At 61.1% G+C, this 25,727-nt stretch carries 24 protein-coding genes; 5 read left to right on the top strand and 19 right to left on the bottom strand.

The genetic code is table 11. The features are described 5' to 3' along the window. Positions 1 to 6: 6 nt before the first annotated feature. The 4 genes from PNAP_RS14650 to PNAP_RS14635 all read right to left on the bottom strand — a co-directional run bounded on the left by PNAP_RS14650 (position 7) and on the right by PNAP_RS14635 (position 4,002). Positions 7 to 867, bottom strand: a complete 861-nt coding sequence (locus PNAP_RS14650) for a DMT family transporter (protein WP_011802308.1) — start codon at positions 865 to 867, stop codon at positions 7 to 9. Next, positions 840 to 1,823: a tRNA glutamyl-Q(34) synthetase GluQRS gene (gene gluQRS, locus PNAP_RS14645; RefSeq protein WP_011802307.1), complete on the bottom strand. Its 984-nt coding sequence runs from the start codon at positions 1,821 to 1,823 to the stop codon at positions 840 to 842. Before gluQRS ends, PNAP_RS14650 begins: the two co-directional genes overlap by 28 nt. Positions 1,824 to 1,835: 12 nt before the next feature. Further along, a complete protein-coding gene (locus tag PNAP_RS14640; protein WP_157040296.1) occupies positions 1,836 to 2,906 on the bottom strand; it encodes an NAD(P)/FAD-dependent oxidoreductase in 1,071 nt (356 codons plus the stop codon). Positions 2,907 to 3,048: 142 nt separating this feature from the next. Then, the gene (locus tag PNAP_RS14635) at positions 3,049 to 4,002 is read right to left on the bottom strand and encodes a LysR family transcriptional regulator (RefSeq protein ID WP_011802305.1); all 954 of its coding nucleotides are present in this window, start codon (positions 4,000 to 4,002) and stop codon (positions 3,049 to 3,051) included. Between the two features lie 109 nt (positions 4,003 to 4,111). Here PNAP_RS14635 and PNAP_RS14630 point away from each other — a divergent pair, with 109 nt between their 5' ends. The 4 genes from PNAP_RS14630 (at position 4,112) to PNAP_RS14615 (ending at position 6,892) form a co-directional block, all read left to right on the top strand. Beyond that, a complete protein-coding gene (locus PNAP_RS14630) occupies positions 4,112 to 4,813 on the top strand; it encodes a pirin family protein (protein ID WP_011802304.1) in 702 nt (233 codons plus the stop codon). 115 nt (positions 4,814 to 4,928) lie between these two features. Continuing rightward, on the top strand, positions 4,929 to 5,342 hold the full coding sequence (locus tag PNAP_RS14625) for a DoxX family protein (RefSeq protein ID WP_011802303.1): 414 nt from the start codon (positions 4,929 to 4,931) through the stop codon (positions 5,340 to 5,342). Continuing rightward, a complete protein-coding gene (locus tag PNAP_RS14620; protein WP_011802302.1) occupies positions 5,339 to 5,920 on the top strand; it encodes a flavodoxin family protein in 582 nt (193 codons plus the stop codon). The genes PNAP_RS14625 and PNAP_RS14620 overlap by 4 nt, the downstream gene beginning before the upstream one ends. A gap of 57 nt (positions 5,921 to 5,977) precedes the next feature. Beyond that, complete coding sequence (locus tag PNAP_RS14615) at positions 5,978 to 6,892, top strand: pirin family protein (protein WP_011802301.1); 915 nt, start codon at positions 5,978 to 5,980, stop codon at positions 6,890 to 6,892. Between the two features lies 1 nt (position 6,893). Here PNAP_RS14615 and egtB read toward each other — a convergent pair whose 3' ends face one another. After that, positions 6,894 to 8,207 carry an ergothioneine biosynthesis protein EgtB gene (gene egtB / locus PNAP_RS14610; protein WP_011802300.1) on the bottom strand — a complete coding sequence of 438 codons (1,314 nt, stop codon included), beginning with the start codon at positions 8,205 to 8,207 and terminating at the stop codon, positions 6,894 to 6,896. A 44-nt stretch (positions 8,208 to 8,251) separates the two neighbouring features. Beyond that, complete coding sequence (locus PNAP_RS14605; RefSeq protein WP_198140708.1) at positions 8,252 to 9,016, bottom strand: sulfurtransferase; 765 nt, start codon at positions 9,014 to 9,016, stop codon at positions 8,252 to 8,254. A gap of 86 nt (positions 9,017 to 9,102) precedes the next feature. Between PNAP_RS14605 and dnaE the strand changes: the two genes are divergently transcribed. Next, positions 9,103 to 12,615, top strand: coding sequence for a DNA polymerase III subunit alpha (dnaE, locus tag PNAP_RS14600; RefSeq protein ID WP_041377309.1), 3,513 nt, complete (start codon positions 9,103 to 9,105; stop codon positions 12,613 to 12,615). A 67-nt stretch (positions 12,616 to 12,682) separates the two neighbouring features. On the opposite strand, the gene tolA is transcribed toward dnaE, so the two are convergent. The 13 genes from tolA to PNAP_RS14535 all read right to left on the bottom strand — a co-directional run bounded on the left by tolA (position 12,683) and on the right by PNAP_RS14535 (position 25,722). Then, the gene (tolA, locus tag PNAP_RS14595) at positions 12,683 to 13,948 is read right to left on the bottom strand and encodes a cell envelope integrity protein TolA (protein ID WP_011802297.1); all 1,266 of its coding nucleotides are present in this window, start codon (positions 13,946 to 13,948) and stop codon (positions 12,683 to 12,685) included. 33 nt (positions 13,949 to 13,981) lie between these two features. Next, entirely contained in the window at positions 13,982 to 14,416 is a 435-nt protein-coding gene (locus PNAP_RS14590) for a biopolymer transporter ExbD (protein WP_011802296.1), read from the bottom strand. Between the two features lie 18 nt (positions 14,417 to 14,434). After that, entirely contained in the window at positions 14,435 to 15,127 is a 693-nt protein-coding gene (gene tolQ, locus PNAP_RS14585) for a protein TolQ (protein ID WP_011802295.1), read from the bottom strand. A 15-nt stretch (positions 15,128 to 15,142) separates the two neighbouring features. Beyond that, on the bottom strand, positions 15,143 to 15,559 hold the full coding sequence (locus PNAP_RS14580) for a tol-pal system-associated acyl-CoA thioesterase (protein WP_041377308.1): 417 nt from the start codon (positions 15,557 to 15,559) through the stop codon (positions 15,143 to 15,145). 169 nt (positions 15,560 to 15,728) lie between these two features. Beyond that, entirely contained in the window at positions 15,729 to 16,925 is a 1,197-nt protein-coding gene (locus PNAP_RS14575) for a pyridoxal phosphate-dependent aminotransferase (RefSeq protein ID WP_011802293.1), read from the bottom strand. A gap of 28 nt (positions 16,926 to 16,953) precedes the next feature. Continuing rightward, a complete protein-coding gene (nusB, locus tag PNAP_RS14570) occupies positions 16,954 to 17,475 on the bottom strand; it encodes a transcription antitermination factor NusB (RefSeq protein ID WP_011802292.1) in 522 nt (173 codons plus the stop codon). Positions 17,476 to 17,509: 34 nt separating this feature from the next. Next, positions 17,510 to 17,974 (bottom strand): 6,7-dimethyl-8-ribityllumazine synthase, encoded by a 465-nt coding sequence (gene ribH, locus PNAP_RS14565; protein WP_011802291.1) that lies wholly within the window; start codon positions 17,972 to 17,974, stop codon positions 17,510 to 17,512. Positions 17,975 to 17,998: 24 nt separating this feature from the next. After that, positions 17,999 to 19,105 carry a bifunctional 3,4-dihydroxy-2-butanone-4-phosphate synthase/GTP cyclohydrolase II gene (ribBA, locus tag PNAP_RS14560; RefSeq protein WP_011802290.1) on the bottom strand — a complete coding sequence of 369 codons (1,107 nt, stop codon included), beginning with the start codon at positions 19,103 to 19,105 and terminating at the stop codon, positions 17,999 to 18,001. Then, positions 19,102 to 19,761, bottom strand: coding sequence for a riboflavin synthase (locus PNAP_RS14555; protein ID WP_011802289.1), 660 nt, complete (start codon positions 19,759 to 19,761; stop codon positions 19,102 to 19,104). The genes ribBA and PNAP_RS14555 overlap by 4 nt, the downstream gene beginning before the upstream one ends. A gap of 110 nt (positions 19,762 to 19,871) precedes the next feature. Further along, complete coding sequence (gene ribD, locus PNAP_RS14550) at positions 19,872 to 20,957, bottom strand: bifunctional diaminohydroxyphosphoribosylaminopyrimidine deaminase/5-amino-6-(5-phosphoribosylamino)uracil reductase RibD (RefSeq protein ID WP_049763693.1); 1,086 nt, start codon at positions 20,955 to 20,957, stop codon at positions 19,872 to 19,874. A 31-nt stretch (positions 20,958 to 20,988) separates the two neighbouring features. Then, the gene (locus PNAP_RS28155) at positions 20,989 to 21,423 is read right to left on the bottom strand and encodes a type IV pilin protein (RefSeq protein ID WP_011802287.1); all 435 of its coding nucleotides are present in this window, start codon (positions 21,421 to 21,423) and stop codon (positions 20,989 to 20,991) included. A 21-nt stretch (positions 21,424 to 21,444) separates the two neighbouring features. After that, positions 21,445 to 24,879 (bottom strand): pilus assembly protein, encoded by a 3,435-nt coding sequence (locus tag PNAP_RS25750; RefSeq protein WP_083758050.1) that lies wholly within the window; start codon positions 24,877 to 24,879, stop codon positions 21,445 to 21,447. A gap of 45 nt (positions 24,880 to 24,924) precedes the next feature. Beyond that, positions 24,925 to 25,722, bottom strand: coding sequence for a pilus assembly protein (locus PNAP_RS14535; protein WP_011802285.1), 798 nt, complete (start codon positions 25,720 to 25,722; stop codon positions 24,925 to 24,927). Between the last annotated feature and the right edge of the window lie 5 nt (positions 25,723 to 25,727).

Here is a 25,727-nt window from a genome sequence, read left to right as displayed (position 1 = left end):
CAGCGTTCAGGGCCTGCCGGGCGCGGCGCGCTTTTGCAGCACCACCAGCGCGATGCCGCCCAGGATGGCGGCGGACGCCAGCACCAGGCGCAGCGTGACCGGCTCGCCGAGAAAGGCAATGCCGCCCAGCGCCGCGATGACCGGAACGCTGAGCTGCACGCTGGCCGCGCTGGTGGCCTTCAGCGCGGGCAGGGCGGTGTACCAGATCGCGTAGCCGATGCCCGATGTCAGGGCGCCCGACGCCAGCGCCAGCCACAAGCCGGCCGCATCCAGTGCTGCGCCCTTGAACAGCAGCATGGACAGGCTCAGGGCGATGGCCAGCGGCGCGGCCCGCAGGAAGTTTCCGGCGGTCACCCGGGTCGGGTCGCCGGCGCCTTTTCCGCGCAGGGAATAGATGCCCCACGACATGCCGGCGACCAGCATCAGCACCGAACCGCCCAGCGGCGGCGCCGAGACACCGGGCAGCAGCAGGCCCGCAAGGCCGCAGAAGGCGAGCGCAAGACCGGCGAGTTGCGCCAGCCGCAGCCGTTCGCCCGACCACAGGCCATAGCCGATCATGGTGGCCTGGACGGCGCCGAAAAGCAGCAGCGCGCCGGTTCCCGTGGGCAGGCTCACATAGGCAAACGAAAAACACGCGGCATAAGCAAACAGCGCCCATGCAGACAGCCAGTTGCCTCCTCCAGCCTGGGTGCCGCGAAATCTGCGCGCTATCAGCCAGAGCACCACCGTGCCCGAGACCAGCCGGATGGCGGTGAAGGTGGCCGCGTCAATGCCGGTCTGCCTGAGCGCGAGCCGGCACAGCAGCGAATTGCCGGCAAAGGCGGCCATGGCCAGCGCGGTCAGGACAAGGGTGCGTGCGGGCGACATGCCGTATCTTTCCACGCGTTGACCCAGGCGGCCAGCGCGTCGGCGGTGTCGCCGGTTTGCGGCGGCAGGCCCAGCACGGCGGCGGCCTGGTTCAACGCGGCCAGCGGCCGGGACGTGTCGAGCGCCTGCGCGCCGTTTTGCTTGGACAGCTTTTCGCCGTTCGCTCCCAGCACCAGCGGCGTGTGCAGATACTGCGGTGTCGGCAGGCCGAGCGCGCGCTGCAGCAGGATTTGCCGCGCCGTGTTGTCGGCCAGGTCGGCGCCGCGCACCACATGCGTGATGCCCTGCGCGGCGTCATCGACCACCACGGCCAGCTGGTAGGCCCACAGGCCATCGGCCCGCCTGAGCACGAAGTCGCCCACGTCGCGGCTGACGTTCTGGTGCTGGCGGCCCAGCAGCCGGTCTTGCCAGGTGACTTCGGTTTCCATCAAACCCGTGCTTGAATTTGCTATGAAATCAATAGCTATAAGTGCTTGTACTGCTTGCGCAAAAGCACTTTTTTGTTCATTTTTATCGACCCGCAAGCGCCAGGCCCGCGCGGGACGGCCGTTCAGTCCCTGGCGACAGGTGCCGGGATACACCAGCTCGCCATGCCGCTGCCTGGCCTGTCCCGAGGCCGCCAGCGCGCGGGCAATGTCCTGCCGCGTGCAGCCGCAGGGATAGGCCCATCCCGTGGCGACGAGCCGGTCAAGCGCCTGCTGGTACAGCGCGCCGCGCCGCGACTGGCAGACCGGCGGCGCGTCGGGAAAGAGCCCGCAGGCGGCCAGTTGCTGCAGGATGGCCGGGCCGGTGCCCGGCAGGCAGCGCGGCGTGTCCACATCCTCGATGCGCACCAGCCACTGGCCCTGATGCGCCCGGGCATCAAGCCAGCTGGCCAGTGCCGCGACGAGAGAACCCGCATGCAGCGGGCCGGTGGGCGAGGGTGCAAACCGCCCCCGGTAAGCCTGCGAACCCACGCTGGCGACTTGTCAAAGAATGGCCAGCGCCATTTCCAGGCCCGACACAAAGCCGTCCTCGACCCGGTGGCCCAGGCACCAGTCGCCGCAGGCGCCGATGCGCGAGGCCGCATCCCAGGCGTGGGTCTTGCCCAGCGGCTTGCTGGTTTGGGCATAGCGCCAGCGATGCACCGAGGCGTAGGGCGGCTCGGCGCGGATGCCGGTGACTTCGGTAAATGCCTTGAGCAATTTGGCCTTGACGCGCTCTGAATCGTCTTCGAGGTGGCGCTGCGACCAGGCGGGGCTGGCCTGAACCGTCCAGCGCTCAATCGGACCGCGTCCGGGCTTGGACGACTCCCGCGCCAGCCAGGCGATGCGGTGGTGGGTGCTGCGCGCCACGTTCCACTGCGGCCCCAGGCTGGCCAGCGTGGGCTGCTGCGCCTGCGGAAAAGCCACCATCAGCGTCCAGCACGGTGCGATGCTCACGCCGGCCAGATCGGCCAGCAGCGGCGCGGCCACTTCGGAGTCGTCCAGCAATTCTCTAGCCTGCGGTGCGGGAATGGTCAGCACCACGGCGTCAAAACCCGAATGCACGCCCGCACCCGGACCGTCGGTCTGCAACTGCCAGCGCTGGGGTTCGAGCTTGTCTTCCTCGATATAGACAACGCGGGTGTCCGGCACCAGATGGCCGGCGTCCAGCAGCGGCTGGGCCCACTGGCGAAGCAGCGCGTTCATGCCCGGTTTGGCCACCCAATGCGCCTCGCGGGCCGGCAGCGAGGCGGCGACGACACGGCCCAGGTCGTCCAGCACGCGCACGGTGTTGGCGCTCCAGGGGCGAACCAGGCCGGTGGCCGTGGTCAGCGCTTCTTCAAAGCGTTCGTCGCGCACGGTGAAATACTGCGTGCCGTGGTCGAAGCCGCCAAATTCGGTCTCGCGAGTAGCCATGCGCCCGCCCGCGCCCTTGCTTTTTTCAAATACCGTGACGTGGTGGCCGGCTTGCACCAGCGTGCGCGCGCAGGTGATGCCGGCAATGCCCGCGCCCACGACGGCGATATGGCGCTTCGGATGGGTTTCAAGAGAAAGAAGATAGGGTTTTGTTGTCATGTCTTTTACTTTTTCTGAGTGAATGAAACGAAGGAAAAGGAATGGATTCGCGATGACGGTGCAAGCCGCAAGAAGCGCCATGCGCACACTCTACACCGCTGCCGCACCGGCCTGCCATTGGGGCGTTCATCAATGCGGTCATTTAAAGCGAGTGGGGGCGCTCCAGCAGCGCCTTGCGGGTGGCCGGATTGCCCAGTTGCCCAAGCCACCATTGCAGCGCGCGTCCCTCGGCGCCGGCAGCCGCGCGGCGCCACACATAGCACATCGGTATCACCCGGGGAGGGCGCTGGATCTTCTTTTCGACCAGCCGGCCCGAGTCGATATGCGGCCGCGCAAGGTGTTCCGGCAAAAAGCCGCCGCCCAGTCCGCGCAGTTGCGCATCGAGCTTTTCCTCCATGCCTGGAACGGTGAAGATGTTCTGGCCGCTCAGCAGGCCGACGGTGATGCCGCTGCCGCGCTGCACCGAATCGGCCACGGCCACGGCGCGGTGCAGCATCAGCTGGGCATCGCTCACCGGCTCGGCGGCCTGCGCCAGCGGATGGTGCGGCGCCACGGCATAGACAAAATGCATGCTGCCCAGCGGCTTGCTTTGCACCGATTTATCCAGCGTCGGCTCCAGCGCCACGCCGATGGACAGGTCGGCCTGGCCCGAGGTCAGCGCTTCGAGCGTGCCCGACAGGATTTCTTCCCGGATCTTCAGGCGTGTGGGTGGATTCATCGCAAAGAAGGCTTCGCACAACTCCAGGATGGTGGTGCGCGAAATGACGCTGTCCACTGCCAGCGTGAACTGCGGCTCCCAGCCGGTGGCCACGCGCTTGACGCGGGTGGCGATGGCGTCGAGTTCGAGCAGCAGGCGGTTGCCTTCGCGCAGCAGTTCGTGGCCCGCCACGGTCAGTTTGGCCTGGCGCGAGGAGCGGTCAAACAGCAGCACGTCGAGCGCGTCCTCGACCTGCCGGATGCGGTAGGTCAGGGCGCTGGGCACCACGCCGAGTTCGCGCGCCGCCGCCGCCATGCTGCCGCTGCGGTGGATGGCGTCAATCAGGCGGATGACTTCGGGGCTCAAGGCGTCGCGCAGCGGATTATGGAGTGTTGCCATGATAAAGCTTCAAATAATTCGAATGATGCCAGCAAACCGGCGCAACCCTCAAAGCCGGTCCGGCGCTTACAGTAAAGACATCTCCAACGCACCTTGAAAGGCTCACCTCATGATGACATTGCGAACCTCCGGCGAGCGCGGCTATGCTGACCACGGCTGGCTCAAATCCTTCCATTCCTTTTCATTCGCCGGCTACTACGACCCCGAGCACATGGGCTTTGGCAACCTGCGCGTCATCAATGAAGACCGCGTTGCCGCCGGCCGTGGCTTTGGCACGCATGGCCACCAGAACATGGAAATCATCAGCTATGTGCTGAGCGGCGAACTGGCGCACCAGGACAGCATCGGCAACGTCAAGGGCATTCCGCCGGGCGACGTGCAGCGCATGAGCGCGGGCAGCGGCGTGCGGCACAGCGAGTTCAACCATGCCCAGGGCCAGACCACCCATTTCCTGCAGATCTGGATCGAGCCCAACGTCACCGGCATTGCACCGAGCTACGAGCAGAAAACCTTTTCCGAGGCTGAAAAACGCGGCGCGCTGCGGCTGGTCGCATCGAGCGACGGGGCGCAGGGGTCGGTGCTGATCCATGCCGACGCCAGGCTGTATGCGGGTTTGTTCGATGGTGGCGAAGCGGCCGTGCTGGCGCTTGATCCGCAGCGAAAAGCCTATGTGCACCTGGTTCGCGGCCAGCTGGAAGTCAACGGGCAGACCCTGCACGGCGGCGATGCGCTGGCGCTGCAATCGGAAAGCCGGCTGGAGCTTTCCAAGGGCCAGGACGCCGAGGTGCTGGTGTTCGACCTGGCGCCCTGAGGTGATTTTGCTTGGTGCGCCGTGCCGTCCTACAAGTGGCATGGGCGCATCCAGCTTGCCTGACAGCTTGTTTTAATTCATTATTTCCCCCGTTTACCTCCAACAAGGATTCACCATGTTTTCATCGCTCCAAAATCCCCTGTCGCTGATCGGCCGCATCTTGCTGGCGCTGCTGTTCGTGCCTGCCGGCTTCAGCAAGATCACCGGCTTTGCAGGAACGGCGGGTTTTATCGCTTCCAAGGGCGTGCCGCTTCCCGAGTTGGCTGCGGCGGCGGCCATCGGTGTTGAGCTGGGGCTGGGCCTGCTGCTGCTGATCGGCTGGCAGACGCGCTGGGCGGCGCTGGGCATTGCGCTGTTCACCGTGGTCATTTCTTTCATCTTTCACAACTTCTGGGCCGTGCCGGCTGACCAGGTCATGCAGCAGCAGCAATCGTTTTTCAAGAACATCGCCGTGGTCGGCGGGCTGTTGACCGTTGCCGCCTGGGGCGCCGGCGCCTGGAGTTTTGACGGCAACAAGCGCGGCGCATGATGGACGGCGGCGCCACTTCAAAGGAGCCGGTCATTGCCGTGATCTATCACTCCGGCTACGGCCACACCCAGCGCATGGCGCAAGCCATCGCGGCGGGTGCGGGCGCCGAACTCGTCGCCATTGATGCCGACGGCAACCTGCCCCAGGGCGGCTGGAACCTGCTGGACGCGGCCGATGCCATCATCATGGGGTCGCCGACCTACATGGGCAGCGTCAGCTGGCAGTTCAAGAAGTTTGCCGACGCATCGTCCCGTCCCTGGTATGCGCAGACCTGGAAGGACAAGCTGTTTTCCGGCTTCACCAGCAGCGCCGCCCTGAATGGCGACAAGTCGTCCACGCTGAACTACCTGTTCACCCTGGCCATGCAGCATGGCGGAATCTGGGTCAGCCAGGGCATCCAGCCCAGCAACAGCAAGGCCGCCCAGCGCAACGATCCCAACTTCCTGGGTTCGTACAGCGGCGCCATGTCCCAGTCGCCTTCGGATGCCAGCGCGGGTGAAATGGCGCCGGGCGACCTGGAGACAGCGCGCGCTTTTGGCGAGCGGGTGGCCGATGTGGCGAGCCGGTTCCGGCGCTAGCACCCCGGCTCGCTTTGCGGCATCATGGTTTTATCTACTTTTTCAAAGGAATCCGCCATGACCCTCGAACTCAAGCTGACCGGACACGACAAGGATCTTGGCGGCGGCTTCATGGTGAGCCGCCTGCTGCCAGCGGCAACGCGCCAGTCGGTCGGCCCATTTATATTTTTCGACCATTTCGGCCCGTTCACGGTGCAAGCCGACGCCAATCATGACGTGCGGCCGCATCCGCACATCGGGCTGGCGACGGTGACCTACCTGTTTGAAGGCGCCATGCTGCACCGCGACAGCCTGGGCTCGGTCCAGCGCATCGAACCCGGCGCGATCAACTGGATGACGGCCGGGCGCGGCATCGTGCATTCCGAGCGCGCGCCGGATGACCTGCGGGGCAAGGTTTACCAGCAGCATGGCCTGCAGCTGTGGGCCGCCCTGCCCAAGATTCATGAAGAGGCGGAGCCCGACTTCGTGCACACGCCGGCTGCGGCTATTCCGGTCGTGCCGCTAGGCGCGTCCGAGCTGCGGGTGCTGATTGGCGAGGCTTTCGGGCACACCTCGCCCGTCAGAACCTTCTCGAAAACCGTTTACCTCGACATCCGCCTGGCCGCCGGCGAGCGCATTGATTTGCCGCCGCTGGCCGATGAGCTGGCGCTTTACGGGGTGGATGGCGACCTGCAGGTCGATGGCGAAGCGGTAGCGGCGCGCACCCTGGCCGTTCTGGCGCCTGGCGCGGTGACGCAGATCAGCGCGAACGCGCCAGCACGTTTCGTGGTGATTGGCGGCGACAAGCTCGATGGAAAGCGCTTCATCTGGTGGAATTTTGTCTCCAGCAGCAAGGAGCGCATTGCCCAGGCCGGCGATGACTGGGCCGCGCAAAGGATGGGGCAGATTGCCGGCGATGCCGAATTCATTCCCCTGCCGGAGCGCAAGCCGGCGCTGGCGGAACCTGCAGCGCCCAAAGCGCCTTACCTGTGACCTAGCCTTGAATATCGCGCGCCAGCCGCACGCCGCTGAACTGCCACTGCGCGTCCGGCGGGAAAAAGTTGCGGTAGCTGGCGCGGACATGGCCTTGCGGCGTGGCGCAGGAGCCGCCGCGCAGCACAAACTGGTTGCACATGAACTTGCCGTTGTATTCGCCGACCAGGCCCTCCCACGGCCGGTAGCCGGGGTAGGGGTTGTAGTTGGACTGCGTCCATTCCCACGCGTCGCCCAGCAGTTGCGCTGGCGCGTCAACACTGGCCTGCTGTTGCGGCAGGGGATGAAAAGCCCCGGTTTCGACAAAATTTCCCGGCCTTGCGCCTGACGCGGGCAACAGGCGCGCCGCCAGTTCCCATTCAAACTCGGTCGGCAGCCGCGCTCCGGCCCACCGCGCCAGCGCATCGGCTTCAAAATAGCTGAGGTGGCAGGCGGGGGTGTTCGGGTCAACGTCCTGCAGCCCCTGCAGCGTGAAATGGCGGTAATTTTCCGCTTCGCCCTGCCAGTACAGCGGCAGCTCATGCTGGCCGGCCTGCACCCAGTCCCAGCCCATGGACAGCCACAACTCGGGCCGCCGGTAGCCCCCGTCCGCAATGAATCCGAGCATCTCGCCGTTGGTGAGCAGCCGGCTGGCCAGCTCGAAGGGGGCGACATACGCCGGGTGGCGCGGCGTTTCATTGTCAAACGCAAAATCGCCATCCAGGCCGGCGTCGAAACCATGTTGCACCAGGCCGCCGCCGTAAGCATGCCAGCGCACCGGCTGGGGCGCCGTGCTGGCCAGCGGCCAGCGCCCGGCATACGCAGGGCACTGCGGGTTGAACGACAGGGCATGCTGGATGTCGGTCAGCAGCAGCTCCTGGTGTTGCTGCTCGTGCTGCAGCCCGAGCGTGATGAGCTGCGCCAGTTGCATGCGGTCGGCCTCGTCGGTCCTGGCAATAACATCCAGCACGCGCGCATTGACCTGGCGCCGGTAGTCCAGCACTTCGGGCAGCGACGGGCGGCTGATCAGGCCCCGCCTGGGGCGCGGGTACTTGTCGCCCACGCCGTTGTAATAGCTGTTGAACAGCACCCGGAAACCAGCATCGAAAGGCTTGAAGCCCGGCTCGAAGCGCTCCAGCACGAAGGTTTCGAAAAACCAGGTGACATGCGCCAGGTGCCACTTGGCCGGGCTGGCGTCGGGCATGGACTGCAACTGGCAGTCTTCGGCGCTCAGCGGTTCAATCAGACGCTCGGTTTGCGCCCGAACCGCCTGGAAGCGCTGAGCCAGCTGCGAGGCCGGTTGAGCGTCGATAAAAGCGTTGTGGAGTGACAACATGGCAGATCCATGAGGATTTGGAGCGCCAAGCTTCCCATGAGGCTTCAGGCCTGGCTGTCAGACAATGCGCCTAGATTGACCCGGGGTTTGAGCGCTGCATCCACCGCCCGGCGGTCGTCGAAGACAAAGCATTCGCCGTCAAAATGCGCCTGGCCGCAGTCCTCGAAGTATTTCAGGATGCCGCCGTCGAGCTGGTAAACATTCTGAATGCCCGCTTCCTGCAGGTAAATCGCCGCTTTCTCGCAGCGGATGCCGCCGGTGCAAAAGCTCACGATGGTCTTGCCGGCCAGCTCGTCCCGGTGGCCCTGCACCGCCTGCGGGAACTCGGTGAATTTCTCCAGCCGCCAGTCAATCGCCTGCCTGAAGGTGCCGGCATCGACCTCGTAGGTGTTGCGCGTGTCCAGCATCGCCACCGGCCGGCCTTCGTCGTCCTGCCCACGGTCGAGCCAGCGCTTGAGCGTTCTCGCATCCACCGCCGGGGCGCGGCCTGCCGACGGGCGGATGGCCGGGTGGTTCATGCGGATGATTTCAGGCTTGATCTTGACCAGCAGCTTGCCAAAAGGCTGAGCCGCCGACCAGCTTTCCTTGACTTCAAGGTCATGAAAACGCAGGTCAAGCCGCAGCCATGCCAAAAAATCATGAATGGCGGCGCTCTCGGCGGCCAGGAAAAGATTGATGCCTTCTTCGGCGAGCAGCACGGTGCCCTTGATTTCGCGCGTTGCCAGCGCCTGAAGCATCTCGGTTTTCAGCGCGGGCAACGGCTCCAGCGCCACGAATTTGTAGGCCGCAATATTCAAAATTTGCATGATGCGCCGATTGTAGGCAAGGGCGGCGCACCTGAAAGGGTGGCGTTTGCACGCCGGGGCAGGCAGGCCCCAGACCTAAAATGAAGCGCATGTTTGTCCATCTAAGAATCCACACCGAGTTTTCAGTCGTTGACGGTACCAACCGCATTGATGAAATTGTTGCCGCCGCTGCCGCCGACCAGCAACCCGCGCTGGCCATTACCGACCTGAGCAACCTGTTTGGCACGGTCAAGTTCTACAAGGAAGGGCGCAAGACGGGCGTCAAGCCGCTGATCGGCGCCGACATCTGGCTCGAAGCGCCCGGCAAGGAAGCCGGCGCGCCGGCTTCCCGCCTCTTGCTGCTGGTGCAGGACAGCCAAGGCTACCTCAACCTGTGCGAGCTGATCACCCGCGCCTGGACAAAAAATGTGGTGCGCGACCAGGCGGTCGTCAAGCTGCAATGGCTGCAGGAGTTGAACGAAGGCCTGATCGCCCTGTCGGGCGCGCAGCGCGGCGCCGTGGGCCAGGCCTTGGTGCAGGGCGACAGCGCACGGGCCATGGAGTGCGCGCTGCATCTGTCGGGCATGTTTCCCCGGCGCTTCTACCTGGAGCTGCAGCGCTCAGGGCATCCCGAGGACGAACGCCATGTCACCGCCGCCGTGCAACTGGCGGCGCGGCTGAAGTTGCCGGTGGTAGCCACGCATCCGGTCCAGTTCCTGACCTATGACGACTACGAGGCGCATGAAGCGCGTGTCTGTATTTCAGAAGGCGAAATCCTGGGCAATGCACGCCGCGTGCGCAAGTTCACCCGCGAGCAGTATTTCAAGTCGGCTGACCAGATGAAGGCGCTGTTTGCCGATGTGCCGTCGGCGCTGGCCAACACGGTCGAAATCGCCAAGCGCTGCAGCCTCACGCTGGAACTGGGCAAGCCCATGCTGCCCGAATTCCCGACGCCCGAAGTCAATGGCTCTCGCATGCCGCCTGAAGACTACTTTCGCCACACCTCGTTCGAGGGGCTGGAAGAGCGGCTGCTGCACCTGTACCCGAACCCGGCGCAGCGCGACGCCAAGCGGCCCGAATACGTCGCGCGGCTCGAATTCGAGATCAATACCATCCTGAAGATGGGTTTCCCCGGCTATTTCCTGATCGTTGGCGACTTCATCCAGTGGGCCAAGAACAACGGCTGCCCGGTCGGGCCGGGACGCGGCTCCGGCGCCGGCTCGCTGGTCGCCTATGCGCTGAAGATCACCGACCTCGACCCGCTGCGCTACAACCTGCTGTTCGAGCGCTTCCTGAACCCCGAGCGCGTCTCGATGCCCGACTTTGACATCGACTTTTGCCAGAGCAACCGCGACCGCGTGATCGACTACGTGAAGGACAAGTACGGCCATGCGGCGGTCAGCCAGATCGTCACCTTCGGCACCATGGCGGCGCGCGCGGCGATTCGCGACGTCGGCCGGGTGCTCGATTTCCCCTACGGCTTTTGCGACGGCATTTCCAAGCTGATTCCGAACAAGCCCGGCCAGGCGGTGACGCTGCAACTGGTGCCGGCCGACCGCAAGAAAAATGACAAGATGGTCTATGCGCTGGAGGCCGAACCGGTGCTGGCCGACCGCGAAAGCAAGGAGGAAGACGTTCACACGCTGCTCGACCTCGCGCGCAAGCTCGAAGGCCTCACGCGCAATGTCGGCATGCATGCCGGCGGCGTGTTGATCGCGCCGGGCAAGCTGACCGATTTTTGCCCGCTGTATCTGCAGCCCGGCAGCACGTCGGCGGTCAGCCAGTTCGATAAGAACGACGTGGAGGCGATTGGCCTGGTCAAGTTCGACTTCTTGGGGCTGGCCACGCTGACCATCCTGGAAATTGCGCGCGAGTTCATCATCGCGCGCTACCCGGCGCAAAAAGACTTCAAGTTCGAAGACCTGCCGCTCGACGATGCGCGGGTGTACCGGCTGTTTGCCGACGGCAATACCGAAGCCGTGTTCCAGTTTGAAAGTATCGGCATGCAGCGCATGCTCAAGGACGCCCGGCCCGACCGGCTCGAAGACCTGATCGCGATGAACGCGCTCTACCGTCCCGGCCCGATGGACCTGATTCCGACCTACATTGCCCGAAAGCAGGGCAAGGAAGTGCCCGAATACCCGGACCCGCGCGTCAAGCCGATGCTGGAGGAAACCTACGGCATCATGGTCTATCAGGAGCAGGTGATGCAGACCGCGCAGATCCTGGGCGGCTACTCGCTGGGCGGCGCCGACATGCTGCGCCGCGCGATGGGTAAAAAAGACGAGAAGGAGATGGCCCAGCACCGGGAAATCTTCCGCAAGGGCGCCGGCATCAACGGCCTGGCGCAGGAAAAAGCCGACGAGGTGTTCGACCTGATGGAAAAGTTCGCGGGCTACGGCTTCAACAAGTCGCACTCCGCCGCCTACGCGCTGCTGGCCTACCACACGGCCTGGCTCAAGGTACATTTTCCGGCCGAGTTTTTCGCGGCCAACATGACCGTCGAAATGGACGACACCGACAAGCTAAAAATCCTGTTCGGCGACGCGCAAAAGATGGGGCTGAGCTTCGAGGTGCCCGACATCAACCAGGGCGACTACCGCTTCGAGCCGATCACCGCCAAATCGGTGCGCTACGGCCTGGGCGCGATCAAGGGCACCGGCCAGCAGGCGATTGCCGCCATCGTCGCCGCGCGCAAGGAAGGCGGCCCGTTCACCTCGCTGTTTGATTTTTGCGTGCGCGTGGACCGCAGCAAGATGAACAAGCGCACGGTCGAAGCGCTGATCAAGGGCGGCGCCTTCGACAGCCTGCACCTGAACCGCGCCGAGCTGCTGGCGTCCAGCGAGCGCGCTTTCGATTTTGCCGCCGCCACGCAAGCCAACGCCAACCAGGGCGGGCTGTTCGACATGTCCGACTCGCACGCGGCCAGCACGCAGGAGCCGGAACTGGTCGAGATGCCGATGTTCGGCGTCAAGGCGCGGCTGGTGCTGGAGAAAACCGCCATCGGCTTTTACCTGTCGGGCCACCTGTTCGACGAGGTGGAGCAGGAAGTGCGGCAGTTCGCCAAGCGAAGCATTGAAGACATGAGCGAGTCCCGGGATTCTCAACTGCTCGCCGGCATCGTGACCGACCTGCGCATCATCAACGGCAACCGCGGCAAGCTGATCATCTTCAAGCTGGACGACAAGACCGATGTGCTGGAAGTGTCGGTGGACGAGGCGACCTTCAACGCCAACCGCAACCTGCTCAAGGAAGACGAGCTGGTCATTGTCCAAGGCACGCTGCAGGGCGCATCCGAGCGCTTCGGCCGGCGCTTCAAGATCACGCAGGTGTGGGATCTGGAGTCGGCGCGCTGCCGGTTCGGCAAGTACCTGCGCGTGGCCGTCAACGGCAAGGCGCCGGATATTTCAAAGCTGGTCAGGGACTTTCCGCCGCGTTCAAGCGAGGCGGCGGACCCGTCCGAGCCCGTGCGTGGCTTGCCCGTGCGCCTGAGCTTGCGCCGTGAAACCGCGACGGCTGAGCTGCACCTGGGCGACGCGGCCCGGTTTTTCCCGACCGATGCGGCGCTGGCCAGCTGGATGGCGCAGGCCGACAAAGGGCTGGCGCGCATCGTTTATGAGTGAAATAGTGCTTTTGCGCAATACCGACGGGCGAAAGCAGCTATCTATTTGATAGTGATCCCGTTGGGGCTCAATTCGGCCGGAATTCGATGATCATCGGCGTCGGCACCCGGCCATCGACATCGCGCGGCAAAGAGCCGGTGCGCACGATGGCCTTGATCACCGCATCGTCCCAGGCCTTGTTGCCGCTGGACTTGATCAGGCGCTGGCTCATGATGGTGCCGTCGGCGGTGGTTCTTACTTCGACTTCGGCCTTGGGGTTGCCTTCTACATCGTCGTTGAAGACCACATTGGGCAGAACCTTGGCCTTGACCTTGCCGGCGTAGCCGGCAGAAGGGCCGCTGGATTTCGCAGCGCCTGAGCCTGCCGGCCCTTCGGAACCTCCCGCGCCGGCCATTGCGATGATGCGCTGCTGGATGGCCGCCTGGCGCTGCTTTTCGGAAGCTGCTGCGGCTGCCGCCTTTTGTTTTGCGGCTGCTGCGGCTGCGGCAGCTTCTTTCTGCTTTTCAGCATTGGCAGCAGCTGTCGCGGCAGCCGCCGCTTTTTGCTTCTCGGCAGCGGCCTGTTTCTGCTTTTCAGCGGCGGCGGATGCAGCGGCGGCCTGCTTTTGTTTCTCGGCGGCAGCGGCGGCGTTGGCTGCGGCGGTGCGTTTTTCCTTTTCCTTTTCCTTTTCTCTTTCCTTCTCGTTCGCCAGCTGCCGGGCTTCCTGCTTTTTAGCCTCGGCCTTGCGCGCCTGCTCTTCGGCTTTACGCTCAGCCAGCTCTTCGGCTTTGCGCTCCGCCAGTTCTTGCCGGGCTTGCTGTTCTTTCTCTTTTTTTCTTTCCTGCTCTTTTTCTTGTCTGGCCTGCAGTTCGGCTTCGCGTTTTTCCTGCAGCTTTTCCGCTTTCAGGAGTTCGGCCTGCTTTTGCTGCTGAAGCAGCTTGCGCTTTTTCTCTTTTTCGAGGGCAATGTCCACATCGGGCAGCGGCGGCGTTTCCTTGATGACAGGCGCTTTGGCAACCGGCGGTGGTGCAGGGACAGGTCGGGGCTGCGGTGCTGGAACGGGTGGCGCAACGGGCTCTGGAGGCATCGGCTCGGGAGCCGGCGCGGGTTCAGACGCAGGAGCGGGAGCGGGAGCGGGCGGTGGCGTTTCAACCCGCTGGGGCGCCGCCGGTTGCGGCACGCCCGACCACAGTTCGGCTTCAAACGATGCTGCTTCGTCGGTGCGTTTCCAGTTCACGCCCCAGGTCAGTGCCGCGATCAGCAACACATGGACAAGCAGGGCCAGCCCGAAAGCGCGCGGCGAACCCTTGTCGCGCGGCGGGGCAAATTCAAGGCGGTCTGCAGGGCTGTCCATGGCGTTCTGGTGGTATTTCGGTTGAATCGCCGATTACTTGCCAGTTTGGACCGACAGGCCGACGCGTGTCACGCCAGCGCGTTGCAGTGTGTCCATCACCTGCACCACGGTTTCGTACTTGAGCGACTTGTCGGCGCTGATGACGACCGGCACTGCGTCTGCCTTGTCCGCCTTCACGGCCGGTTCGCGCTCCACGATGTCCTTGGCCAAGTGGTCAATCGTGCTCGGCACGGTCCCTGTCTTTAGCCTGATCTGAATGCGCTCATCCTTTTGTATTTCAACGAAGATTGGTTTGTCTGGCTGCTTATCGGCTCGGCCTATTTTGGGCACGTTAATCATGCTCGGCGTGATCAGTGGCGCCGTCACCATGAAGATGATGAGCAGCACCAGCATGACGTCGATGAACGGCACCATGTTGATTTCACTGATGGTGCGGCGGCCCCGGCCGCGTGAACTGACTGCTGGCATGGCCGGCTCCCTGGCGGATTAGTGGCCTGAAGGCGAGTGTGCCCCCAGGTTGCGCTGCAAAATATTGGAAAACTCTTCAATGAAGGTTTCCAGGCGATTGGCGATGCGGTCGATGTCGTGCGCAAAGCGGTTGTAGGCCACCACGGCCGGAATCGCCGCGAACAGGGCAATCGCCGTGGCCACCAGCGCTTCTGCAATGCCGGGCGCCACGGTGGCCAGGGTGACTTGCTCCATCGCCGCCAGTCCGGTAAAGGCATGCATGATGCCCCAGACCGTGCCGAACAGGCCGACGTAGGGCGACACCGAGCCGACGGTGGCCAGGAATGACAGATTCGCCTCAATCGCGTCCATCTCGCGCTGGTAGCTGGCCCGCATGGCGCGGCGGGCGCCGTCCAGCAGCGTGCCGGCATCGCTGATGTGGCGCTCGCGCAGCTTCTGGTATTCGCGCATGCCGCTGGCAAAAATGCGTTCCATGGAACCCGATATCTTGGCGTTTTGCGCCGCGCCCGCAAACAGATCGTTCAGGCTGGTGCCCGACCAGAAGCCACGGTCGAACTCGTCGTTGAGCTGCTGGGCGCGCTTGAGCGCCACGATTTTCCGGAAAATCGCGGCCCAGCTGGCAATCGAAATGCCAATCAGCAACGCGACCACGGCCTGGACCACCCAGCTGGCATGGAGAAGGAGACTGACAATGGAGAGGTCTTGGTTCATGTTGAGGCTTTTTTATCAGGTTTTCAGGCTGTCCAGAATGGAAGCGGGTATGCGCCTGGGCTGCAGGCTGGCGCCGTGAACCCAGCCGATGCGTATCGTGCCTTCGCAGAGCAAGGTTGCCGGATGCTCACCAGGTTGCTCTGTTTTTAATAGCGCCTTGTGCTTGACTATCAAGGACGCACGGCCGGTTTCTATCATGCTGGCGGTCACGATCAGCTCATCGTCCAGGCGGGCAGGGCGGTGGTAGCGGATCGCCGTTTCAGTCACTACAAACATGCATCCGGTGCTGTCCTTCAATTGCTGCTGTCCAATGCCCAGTGATCTGAGCCATTCGGTGCGCGAGCGTTCAAAAAACTTGAGGTAGTTGGCATAAAACACGATGCCGCCGGCGTCGGTGTCTTCCCAGTAAACACGCACTGGCCACTGGAAGATTGCCCCCACGCTCCGAGGTATTGCCCCCACGCTCCCCACTGCGTGTGGTTCGCTGCCCCCCGAGGGGGCCGCTGCGCCAGCAGTCCGGCAAAGCCGGTCCTGCGGCCCTGGCTGGGGAAGAGCGTTAGCTCCAGCGTTCCCTGCTGTGCCGGCTTGTTTCATCTGTTGGCTAGCCAAGCACAGCCTCCAGCCGCGCCACGGCTTCGTGCAACTGCGCCATCGAATTGGCGGTAGAGAAACGGACAAACCGCTCCGGCGCGGCATGCCCGAAATCCCGCCCCGGCGTGACGGCCAGATGGGCGCGTTTCATCAACTCAAAGGCAAAGTCCCAACTGCCGCTGACACCCAGCCGGGCGGCGGCGCTGGTGCAGTCGGCATAGGCGTAGAAGGCGCCGTCGGGCATCACCGGCACGTTCAAGCCCAGGCGGTCGAGTTCGGGAATGAAGTAGTCGCGGCGCGCCTTGAATTCGGCCCGGCGGCGTTCATACTCCAGCAGGGTTTCCGGCTCGAAGCAGGCCAGCGCGGCATGCTGGGCGACGGTGCTGGCGCAGATGAACAGGTTTTGCGCGATGCGTTCGATGACCGGCGTCAGCGCTTCTGGAACCACCAGCCATCCGAGGCGCCAGCCGGTCATGCTGAAGTATTTGCTGAAGCTGTTGATACTGATGACGCTCTGGCCCAACTCGCCGGACAGGGCCAGCGCCGAATGGCCAAAGTGCTCTTCGTAGCTCAGGCCCAGGTAAATCTCGTCAACCAGCGTGATGCCGCCTCGGCTGTGGACAAATTCGTGGATGCCTTGCAGCTCTTCGGGCGCGATCGAGGTGCCGGTCGGGTTGGAGGGCGACGCCAGCAGCACGCCGCGCGTCTTGTCGTTCCAGGCGGCAGCTACTTTCTCGCGGGTCAGTTGAAAGCGCTCCTCGGCGGTGGTTGGAATCAGCACCGACGTGCCTTCGGCGGCGCTGACAAAATGCCGGTTGCACGGATAGCTCGGGTCGGGCATCAGGATTTCGTCGCCCGCCTCGATCAAGGCGAGGCAGGCCAGCTGCAGCGCGGCCGATGCGCCTGCCGTGATGACGATGCGGCCGGGCGCAACGTCGGCGCCAAACCGCGAGGCATACCAGCCGCTGATGCGTTCGCGCAAGGCCGGCAGGCCCAGCGCCGGGGTGTACTGCGTGTTGCCTTGCGCAATCGCGCGGCTGGCGGCTTGCTGCACCAGCGGCGGTGCGGTGAAGTCAGGCTCGCCGATGTTCAGGAAAATCATCGGCGAGTCGGTGTCGGCTACCTGCTGCGCCAGCGCGCTGGCGGCCTTGGCGACCTCCATGACGTAAAACGGTTCAATCCGCTGGGCCCGCTGGGAGATTTTCACGGCAACGCTTTCAGGCAGCCAAGGTGTATCAAGCCTGGCGCGACTGGTCGGCTGCTACTTCCGAGGCGCGCAGCGAAGGCGCCATCTTGTGCAAGACGCCGTTGACGTATTTGTGGCCGTCAGTGCCGCCAAACGCCTTGGCCAGTTCAATGCATTCGTTGATCACGACGCGGTAGGGCACGTCCAGGCAATTCGTGAATTCGTAGGCACCAATCCACAGGATGGCATGTTCCACCGGGGAAATCTCGGCCATTTTTCGGTCAAGCAAGGGAGTGATATTTTCATCGAGTGCTTTTTCCGATTCGATGCAGCCGTGCAGCAAGGCATCGTAATGGGCCGAATCCGCCTTGTGGAAACCCACCAGGTCGCGGGTAAAGGCGTCAATCGAGTCGGCTCCGTTCTGCCCGACCAGATGCTGGTACAGGGCCTGCAATGCAAACTCGCGCGCGCGGGTGCGGGCCGATTTGTCGGCTGCCTTTTTCACGCCGGTATCGGTCAGGCCGGTGCGGATTTGCGGGGGACGCTTGGTTTTGATGAAGGGTTCAGCCATGAAGCTCCGTTTGAATTTTGTTTGAATGGAATGTTCAGGCAAGCGTGTAAAGCAGGTTTGCCATCTCGACGGCAACGCGCGCCGCGTCGCGGCCTTTTTCTTCCTGGCGCGCCTGGGCTTGCGCCAGGTTTTCGACCGTCAGGATCGCGTTGGCAATCGGCAGCTGGTAGTCCAGCGCCAGGCGGGTCACTGCCGAGCCGCTTTCGTTCGCGACCAGTTCGAAATGGTAGGTTTCGCCGCGAATGATGCAGCCCAGGGCAATCAGCGCATCGAAGTTTTCGCTTTCCGCCAGGGCCTGCAGCGCGCACGGTACTTCGAGGGCGCCAGGCACCTTGAGATGCGTGATGTTTTTTGCATCCACGCCCAGGGCCGCGAGTTCCCGCAGGCAGGCTTCGGCCAAGGCATTGGTGATGCCTTCGTTGAAGCGCGCCTGCACGATGCCGATGGATAGTTTCTTGCCGTCAAGCTGGTCGGACCAGCCTTTGTCTGCATCAAACACGATGGGATTCCTTTGGTGGATGGTTCAGTTCTTGCCGATGTAGCCGACGATCTCAAGGCCATAGCCGGTCATGCTGGGCATGCGGCGCGGGTTGCCCATCAGGTGCATTTTCTGCACGCCGCATTCCCGCAGAATCTGCGCGCCCACGCCGTAGGTGCGCAAGTCCATGCGGCCGCGCTCGGGCGCCTGGGCGGCCCTGGCCGTGCCTTCAAACTGCGCCAGCAGTTGCGCCGCGCTTTCGCCGCAGTTCAGCAGCACCACCACGCCACGGCCTTCGGTTTGCATATGCTTGAGGCTTTCGTCCAGGCTCCATGAGTGCATGGTGCGGCCGGTTTCCAGCAGGTCCAGCACCGACAGCGGCTCGTGCACGCGCACGGCCACGGTGTCGTCTGCGGTCCACTCGCCCTTGACCAGCGCCAGATGCAGATCGTGGCTGATTTTGTCCTTGAAGGCGTGGGCGGTGAATTCGCCAAAAGCGGTCTGAAGGGTGCGGCTGCCCATCTTTTCGAGCAGCGACTCGTTGCGGCTGCGGTGTTCGATCAGGTCGGCAATGGTGCCGATTTTCAGGCCATGCTCGGCCGCAAACACCTGCAAGTCCTGCAAACGGGCCATGGTGCCGTCGTCGTTCATGATTTCGCAAATCACCGCTGCCGGCGAACAGCCGGCCATTGCTGCCAGGTCGCAGCCCGCTTCGGTATGGCCGGCGCGCATCAAGACGCCGCCATCGACCGCCTGCAGCGGAAAGATATGGCCGGGCTGCACCAGGTCGCTGACCTTGGCATTTCTGGCGACGGCGGCCTGCACCGTGCGCGAGCGATCGGCCGCTGAAATGCCGGTGGTCACGCCCTCGGCGGCTTCAATTGACACCGTGAAGGCGGTGGAATACTGCGCGCCGTTGCGCGCCGCCATGGGCGGGAGCTTGAGTAGTTCGCAGCGCTCGCGCGTCAGCGTCAGGCAGATCAGGCCACGGCCAAAGCGCGCCATGAAGTTGATGGCTTCGGGCGTCACATGGTCGGCGGCCAGCACCAGGTCGCCTTCGTTTTCGCGGTCTTCTTCGTCAACCAGAATGACCATGCGGCCGGCGCGCATGTCGGCCACGATGTCTTCAACAGGGGAAATCAGAGGGGTCATTGGGCAATGGGTTGTTGGATGGGGGAGTCTTGAAGCATGCGCTCGACATAGCGTGCAATCAGGTCGATTTCCAGGTTCACCTGGGAGCCTTGGGCCAGCTGGCCAAGCGCCGTGTTCTGAACGGTGTGGGGAATCAGGTTGATGCTGATCTCGCAGCCCGCCGTGCCATCTGCATCACCCGCCAGGTCAACGACCCGGTTCACCGTCAGGCTCACGCCGTTGACCGTGATGGAGCCTTTGTAGGCCAGGTATTTGCCCAGTGCTTGCGGCGCAAGGATGCGAAGTTCCCAGCTTTCACCCACCTCGTCGAAATGCGTGACGCTGCCGATGCCATCGACATGGCCGGAGACGATATGACCGCCGAGGCGGTCATGGGCGCGCAGTGCTTTTTCGAGGTTGATGATGCCGGGCTGGTCCAGGCCGCAGGTTTTGTCCAGCGATTCGGCGGAGATATCGATGGTGAAGCGGTTGTTGGCCGGGTCCAGCGATGTGGCCGTCATGCATGCGCCGTTGAGCGCAATGCTGTCGCCTAGCTCCACGTCATCGAGATAACCCGCAGGTGTTTCGACAGTGAGTCGCTTGCCATGATGTGAAGAGCTGCCTTGGCTATGGATGGCGATGATGCGCCCCATGCCGGTGATGATTCCGGTAAACATCCGGCTATTTTCGCAGGGAAATGAGGTGGAACGCGCAAGAGGGCGGTTAAAGGCGTGAAAAGACGGCTGGATCGCTGTGGACCGCCCTGACGCAATAACGGCAAAGGGGCCTAGAACTGGTCCCGCCCAGCGACGCGGGCAACTATCCGCAAGTCGGCGCCGACCCTGTCGGTGGATTGAAACTGCAACTCAACCGCGTCGGAAAGTGCCTGCAACGGCCCGAACGACGCCATGCCCTGGCCCGGCCCGAGCAGTTTGGGCGCCAGGTAAAGCAGGAATTCATCGACCAGCCCGGCGCGGATCAGCGAGCCATTGAGCTTGCTGCCGGCTTCGACATGCAACTCGTTGATTTCGCGGCGGCCCAGGTCTTGAACCATGGCGGTCAAATCTACTTTTCCGTTGGCATCGGGCAGATAGATAACGGTGGCCCCTTTTGCTTCCAGGGCTTGTTTTTTTGCTTCATTTTGGACTGCGGCGTAGATGTAGAGCGCGCGTCCAGCTATGAAAAGATGAGCATCCAGCGGTGTCTCCAGCCGGCTGTCCACGACGATCAGGTGCGGCTGGCGCGGCGTGCTGACCAGCCGCACATCCAGGCGCGGATTGTCTTGCAGCACGGTGCCGATGCCCGTCAGCACGGCGCAGGCGCGCGCGCGCCAGGCATGGCCGTCGGCGCGGGCTTCGGCCGAGGTGATCCACTGGCTCTGGCCATTGGCGAGCGCCGTCGTGCCATCCAGCGACGCCGCCATTTTCATGCGCACCCAGGGTGTCTTGCGGATCATGCGGCTGAAAAACCCGATATTGAGTTCGCGTGATTCGGCAGCGCCGGGGCCGACTTCGACTTCAATGCCGGCTGCGCGCAAGCGCTCAAAGCCCTGGCCTGAGACAAGGGGGTTGGGGTCTGCGATGGAAGCCACGATTTTTTTGATGCCTGCCGCGATGAGTGCGTCGCAGCAAGGGCCGGTGCGGCCGTGGTGCGAGCAGGGTTCGAGGGTGACGTAGGCCGTGGCGCCTACAACCGAATGGCCTTGTGCGGCTGCATCGCGCAGAGCCATGATTTCGGCATGCGGGTGACCAGCCGCTTGCGTGTGGCCTTGACCCAAGACATCCCCAGAGGAGGTGAGAACGCAGCCTACGCGGGGGTTGGGTGATGTGATACGCATGGCTGCGAGGGCAAGGGCAACAGCACGAGGCATCATTTCTGTGTCTGGTACGCAGAGTTCCACTGCCTCAGCGTCCCCAGCAATCAGCAGCAAACGTAGCATCCGTGCTCACACTCACGGTACGTCGATTCGCTTGATCAATTATGAAAGAGCCGCATTTGTCTGAGATTTGCGCGCCTGCTGGAGCAGCCGTAAATGTGTAAGTGCTGGTTGTTGAATTGGTTACCGACACGTTGGCGTATCTTCCGCCTTCCACGACCTTAATGCCATCGGGTATGTTGGCACCCGTCGGGTAGGCTCCCGTGGAAGTCGCTGCACGCTCCATCCACTGCATAGCCTGAATCAGGGTATTGCGCGCATTGGCCCGGTGGCTTCGCCGAATGTATTCTTGATATGACGGCAAGGCAATCGAAGCCAATATGCCAATGATAGCTACTGTAATCATCACCTCTATCAAGGTGAAGCCAGCGACGTAACGGGTATATTCTTTGTCGTATTCCATAGTCACAAGTAATATCCAGAATTATTGAATTTCACGCCAGTTTGCACGAATGCCTATATATTTATCGGGATTTAAATCCTTTGAAGTACATGATTCCCCGACGGGACAAGTATTTACAACTTTAATCACCTCATCCGTACGAAGTATTAGGTTGTCACCGCTAGTAGTGTTCTCAATCGTAGTTATATTGGTATTGGATGTGGTAGTGCTTGTAAGTGAGAATGCAGGTAGTGCTGATGGTTTTCCAGTAAACATGTTGAAAACAGATAAGAAACTGCGCTCAGTGCTTGTAGTGGGAGAGCAGGTTTCTCCGCTTGCGGCTCCTCCTGATTTTGGAACCGTGCTTTGAATCAAAACTTTCTGTCCTGAAAATGCCCTTGAATTGTGCAATACACGTTGACCAGCGGCCATTGACCAGTTCAAGTACCAGCCACGTTTGGCGGGATAAATGACGGCATTGGTTGATGAGGTATAGTAATTTTTACCTCCATCTATAATTGGAGTGGTTGATATGGTTTGTTGTACTAAGGTACTTGGCAAACCTGTACTGCTAGTGGTATTAATGGCGGTTCCATCCGTAATGGTGACGCCACTTGTTCCATAAGAAAATGTGCTGTTGTCCCAAAGACCATATACGGAGTTAGTGTTCGTATTGGTCTGATCTGCGATAGTCAGATTTTGTCCCGTGCTGACAGCCAGCATGATTCCACCGCTAGGATGCGGCATCCAGAACGGCGCGGTCGTGATGGGTTGATTCACCGATGCAATGGAAGGAGTAACAGATGCAACGGTCTTGGCCACAAAGAACGGCTGGCCTGAAAAAGCTGTCGACCAGTCGGACTCGGTCGCACTGGATAAATTGAACTTCCACACATTACCCTTCAGGTCGCCTGCATAGGCAATATCCAGCTTGCCGTCGCCATTGAGGTCAATCAACTGTGGGCTAGCCAATCCATTGTTGCCTTTAAAACTGCAAGTCGCGCTTGTGTCTGCACAGGGAGAGAGTTTCTTGATAGCTTTGTCCCCGTCCAGGTATTGAATGAGCAGCACTGGGGCCTCATTGGTACTGTTGTAGCCGTTGCCGAGTACTGCAGCCCATCTCCCATTATTCATGCGCACAATTTGACGCGACTTGCCTGCAATGGCGTCATCAACCACGGGGGGCGACATAATATTGCCGATGTCTGCATCTGTCGTCGCCGTGGTGTCCTTGATAACCAGATTCGCAACATTGGACGTTGTGAAGTTCGCTGGGTCCGTGACGTTGAGTACAAAATAGCCTTTGCCACCTGCCCCCAGACTCCCTACAAGCACGGTAGCCCACGCGGGTGTGGTACCAAGGTAGGCGTCACCTGTGAAAGGACTCCCATCCACAAAATATTGGTGGCTGTAACCGGTATCGGTGAGTTTGCGCAGATCACCTTGAGCAACACCTTGGGGAATATAGGCAAGAAGTTCTTTCCCGCCGACAATTGTGGGTGAAGTTTCATTTGGCCAGTTGCCTGCAGCAAAACCATGCAGCATGCCATCGTTGGCACCCACATAAATCATGGGAGTTCGGCCACCCTTACCACCCGTGTTTGTTGACCTGAAAGTGTCATAGTTGCTGAAGGAGTAACCGCTGGCAGGCTTGCCGGTGTACCAGATATTGGAGTTTACGATGTCCCCCAAACGTGAACTCCGGTTGCGAAACACACCATTAGTCTGAGAGGCTTCTTTGGTTCTGTCACCCCGTAGGTAATCCACCCGGTTTTGTCCCTTGCTGTCTACGGTACCGCTGCTGTTTTTGTCTAGGGGAGTCTTTTGTGCAGTGGGAAAATCGTTCCAGGTTGTCCACGCAATTCCTGCTGTGCCGTTGTAGGAAAGCACAAACCGGCTACTGACTGAATAGTTCGCATCGTCAAGCAATGCTGCTGCATCCCACGTCGCAGAGGCTCCAATGGTCCCTGTCGTACTGTCGATGGGGCGGGCAGTTAATGTGCCTAACCAATTTTCTGAAGCATACCCCGCGAGATAGGCATTCAGCCCGGATCGCAGAGAACTTGAATTGGCAGCAATAGAGACCAGCGGCCTTGATGTATCTGCAATAACAGTGCTAAGAATATCGTTGAATGCTGCGGTTAATGAATCAGCGTTGACAGCGGGATAAAACTTTCCCCGACCATTAAGCGCCATGTGCCAAAGTTCAAACGGACGACAGTCAGTATCGCAGTTATCAATGGGGTCGCGCCAAGTCACGTCACCGCTTACCAATCGAGGATATCCTCCCCCATAGGTGCTGTTGGTGCTGTTGGTTGGGTTGTTCCAATAGGGTTCGAAATCAGTATTGTTTCTACTCCATGACGTCGCTTCGTTGCCAAATCCTATGGTGTGAGTCACCATATGCTGCCAGGTTGCGGGATCGTTTTTTGGATTCCAAAATTCTTGAAGACCGACACCGCCCACCGTTTCGACCCCATTCTTTTTAATGAGTGGACGCACATTATTTACCATGTTTTGAGTGCTGTTGCTTCCGTTCTGCAAATCAGAGGCCCAACTCTCAAAGGCAAAATCAGCCAAGGTGCTTGGGTAGTCTTGCCGTTCCCAGTGGCCAGGATCACGCCAACCGGAGTCGACCCAAATATCCTTACCGCCACCATACGCATCCTTATAGATGCGAACTTGTGCTGAGGCGGGATCATAGCTAGTCGTGCCATCGCCAAGTGTGCGTGCTGTGCCGTCGGCGTTGCCAACAAATTCCCGGGGATCAGAGTTCCACCCTCCATCCGTCATGAAAATGTGGTAACTGCGGCGGCAGCTCAAATATTGCGTTGTTTGCGCTGTTCCGGGCATATCCGCCCAAGGACTATTGGTTCCAGCTGGCGACTTCATATAGTCCAGCGCCTGCTTGGCCATTTTGTGACTGGGAGTATCACCGCTTGCACTAAGCGAATTAATAAAGGTGTTGAAGTTGGTTCTGTGAGTGCCGCTGAACGCCTTCATGGAATTGGTGTTCCCAGGTGTTAAGGAACTTGCGCCTGATGCATCGCCGTTGTTATGCATCACTTGCCATGCCAGACGAATGCGATTGTCGGGAACTACTCCGTTGGTCGGCGGGTTTGCCGTTGGGTTGCCAAACACCGATTTTAATGAGTTTTTGAGAAGCGTTATTCTTTTATTATTTGTCGTGTTCGTGCTATTTCCATTTACATCCCAGTTCATACTCCCCGAGTCATCCACTGAGATAATGACATTCGGTGCAGGTTCGTTCCCGCCGCTGACGGGTGGGTACTGGGCAAGCGCTAGTGCTGCGACCGATAATGTGGGTGCTGCAGCGAGTAAAGCTACACAGGCCGCGACTAGTGGCCGGATAGTAAAATATTTGCACTTTCTTGACTTCAATGTAATTAACCCAGTAGTACCATTAAATTTTTTAATGTATTTCGCATCAAGAATTTTTGAAAATTGAAAGCTCATGAGTTTATTCACTGGTTATTTCAAAGTTAATTAACGCTGCTGACGTCACTGTCCCTGGCTGGCTGGATAGGGTACAAATGTTGACTTGATGACGACACGCGTACCGCCTTTCAAGCCCTGTGCAATGGCTGTAATTCGATAAACAAAACTGGCGCTAGGCTCGGGCGTCAAATTCCCAGCTGGGCTTGCGCCACTGCTGACGAATTCGCCGTACCGGAAAGCTTCAACCCAGTACCATGCGCTGGCATTGTTGCCCGTACCGTTGAGTAGTGGATTACCCGCAACATCTGGGTTTGACAGGGCATTACGGGTATATAAACCGTAAGTCGCGCCAAATTGCTTCATGTCAGATAAATTGTTTTCAATAGCGCTGAGATCATTCATGTTCAAGGGCATGCAAATGCCTGCCTTACACCGGCGCGTAGCATTGTTGGCCGCAACAATGTCGCTAACATCGTCAAATTCTTCGCTGCTCCTTGGAAACCATGGCGTGTTTGCCAAGGCTTTGTTCCGGCAGCCGACGTAGCCGGCTTCGGCAGCCAAGGTGGTGGTGCTGTTTGGCGGGTTGGGCCGGCACGGGAACCCGCGGGTGCCGTCGGATTGAACGGTTGTGTATGGCGGCCTGCGCCCGAGAATGTCCATTTCGGCATCGCGTACCAGCGCTTCAGCCGCAGCCCTAGCTCGGTTGTAGTCGCTGATGTTGCCCACCATGATCTCGTTCAAAAAGCCGACTTTGAATGCGCCGAGTACCGAAATGATGCTTAGCAACAGAAGAACTAGCACGGTTGGTAAGGCGATGCCACGCTGCGAATGCTTAGTGGTCAAGTTATGAATTGCGTTCATGCGTT

The organism is Polaromonas naphthalenivorans CJ2, assembly GCF_000015505.1.
In the GTDB taxonomy this organism is placed as follows: domain Bacteria; phylum Pseudomonadota; class Gammaproteobacteria; order Burkholderiales; family Burkholderiaceae_C; genus Polaromonas; species Polaromonas naphthalenivorans.
Note: the sequence above shows the minus strand (reverse complement) of the source record. Positions and strands in the feature narration are given on the sequence as shown.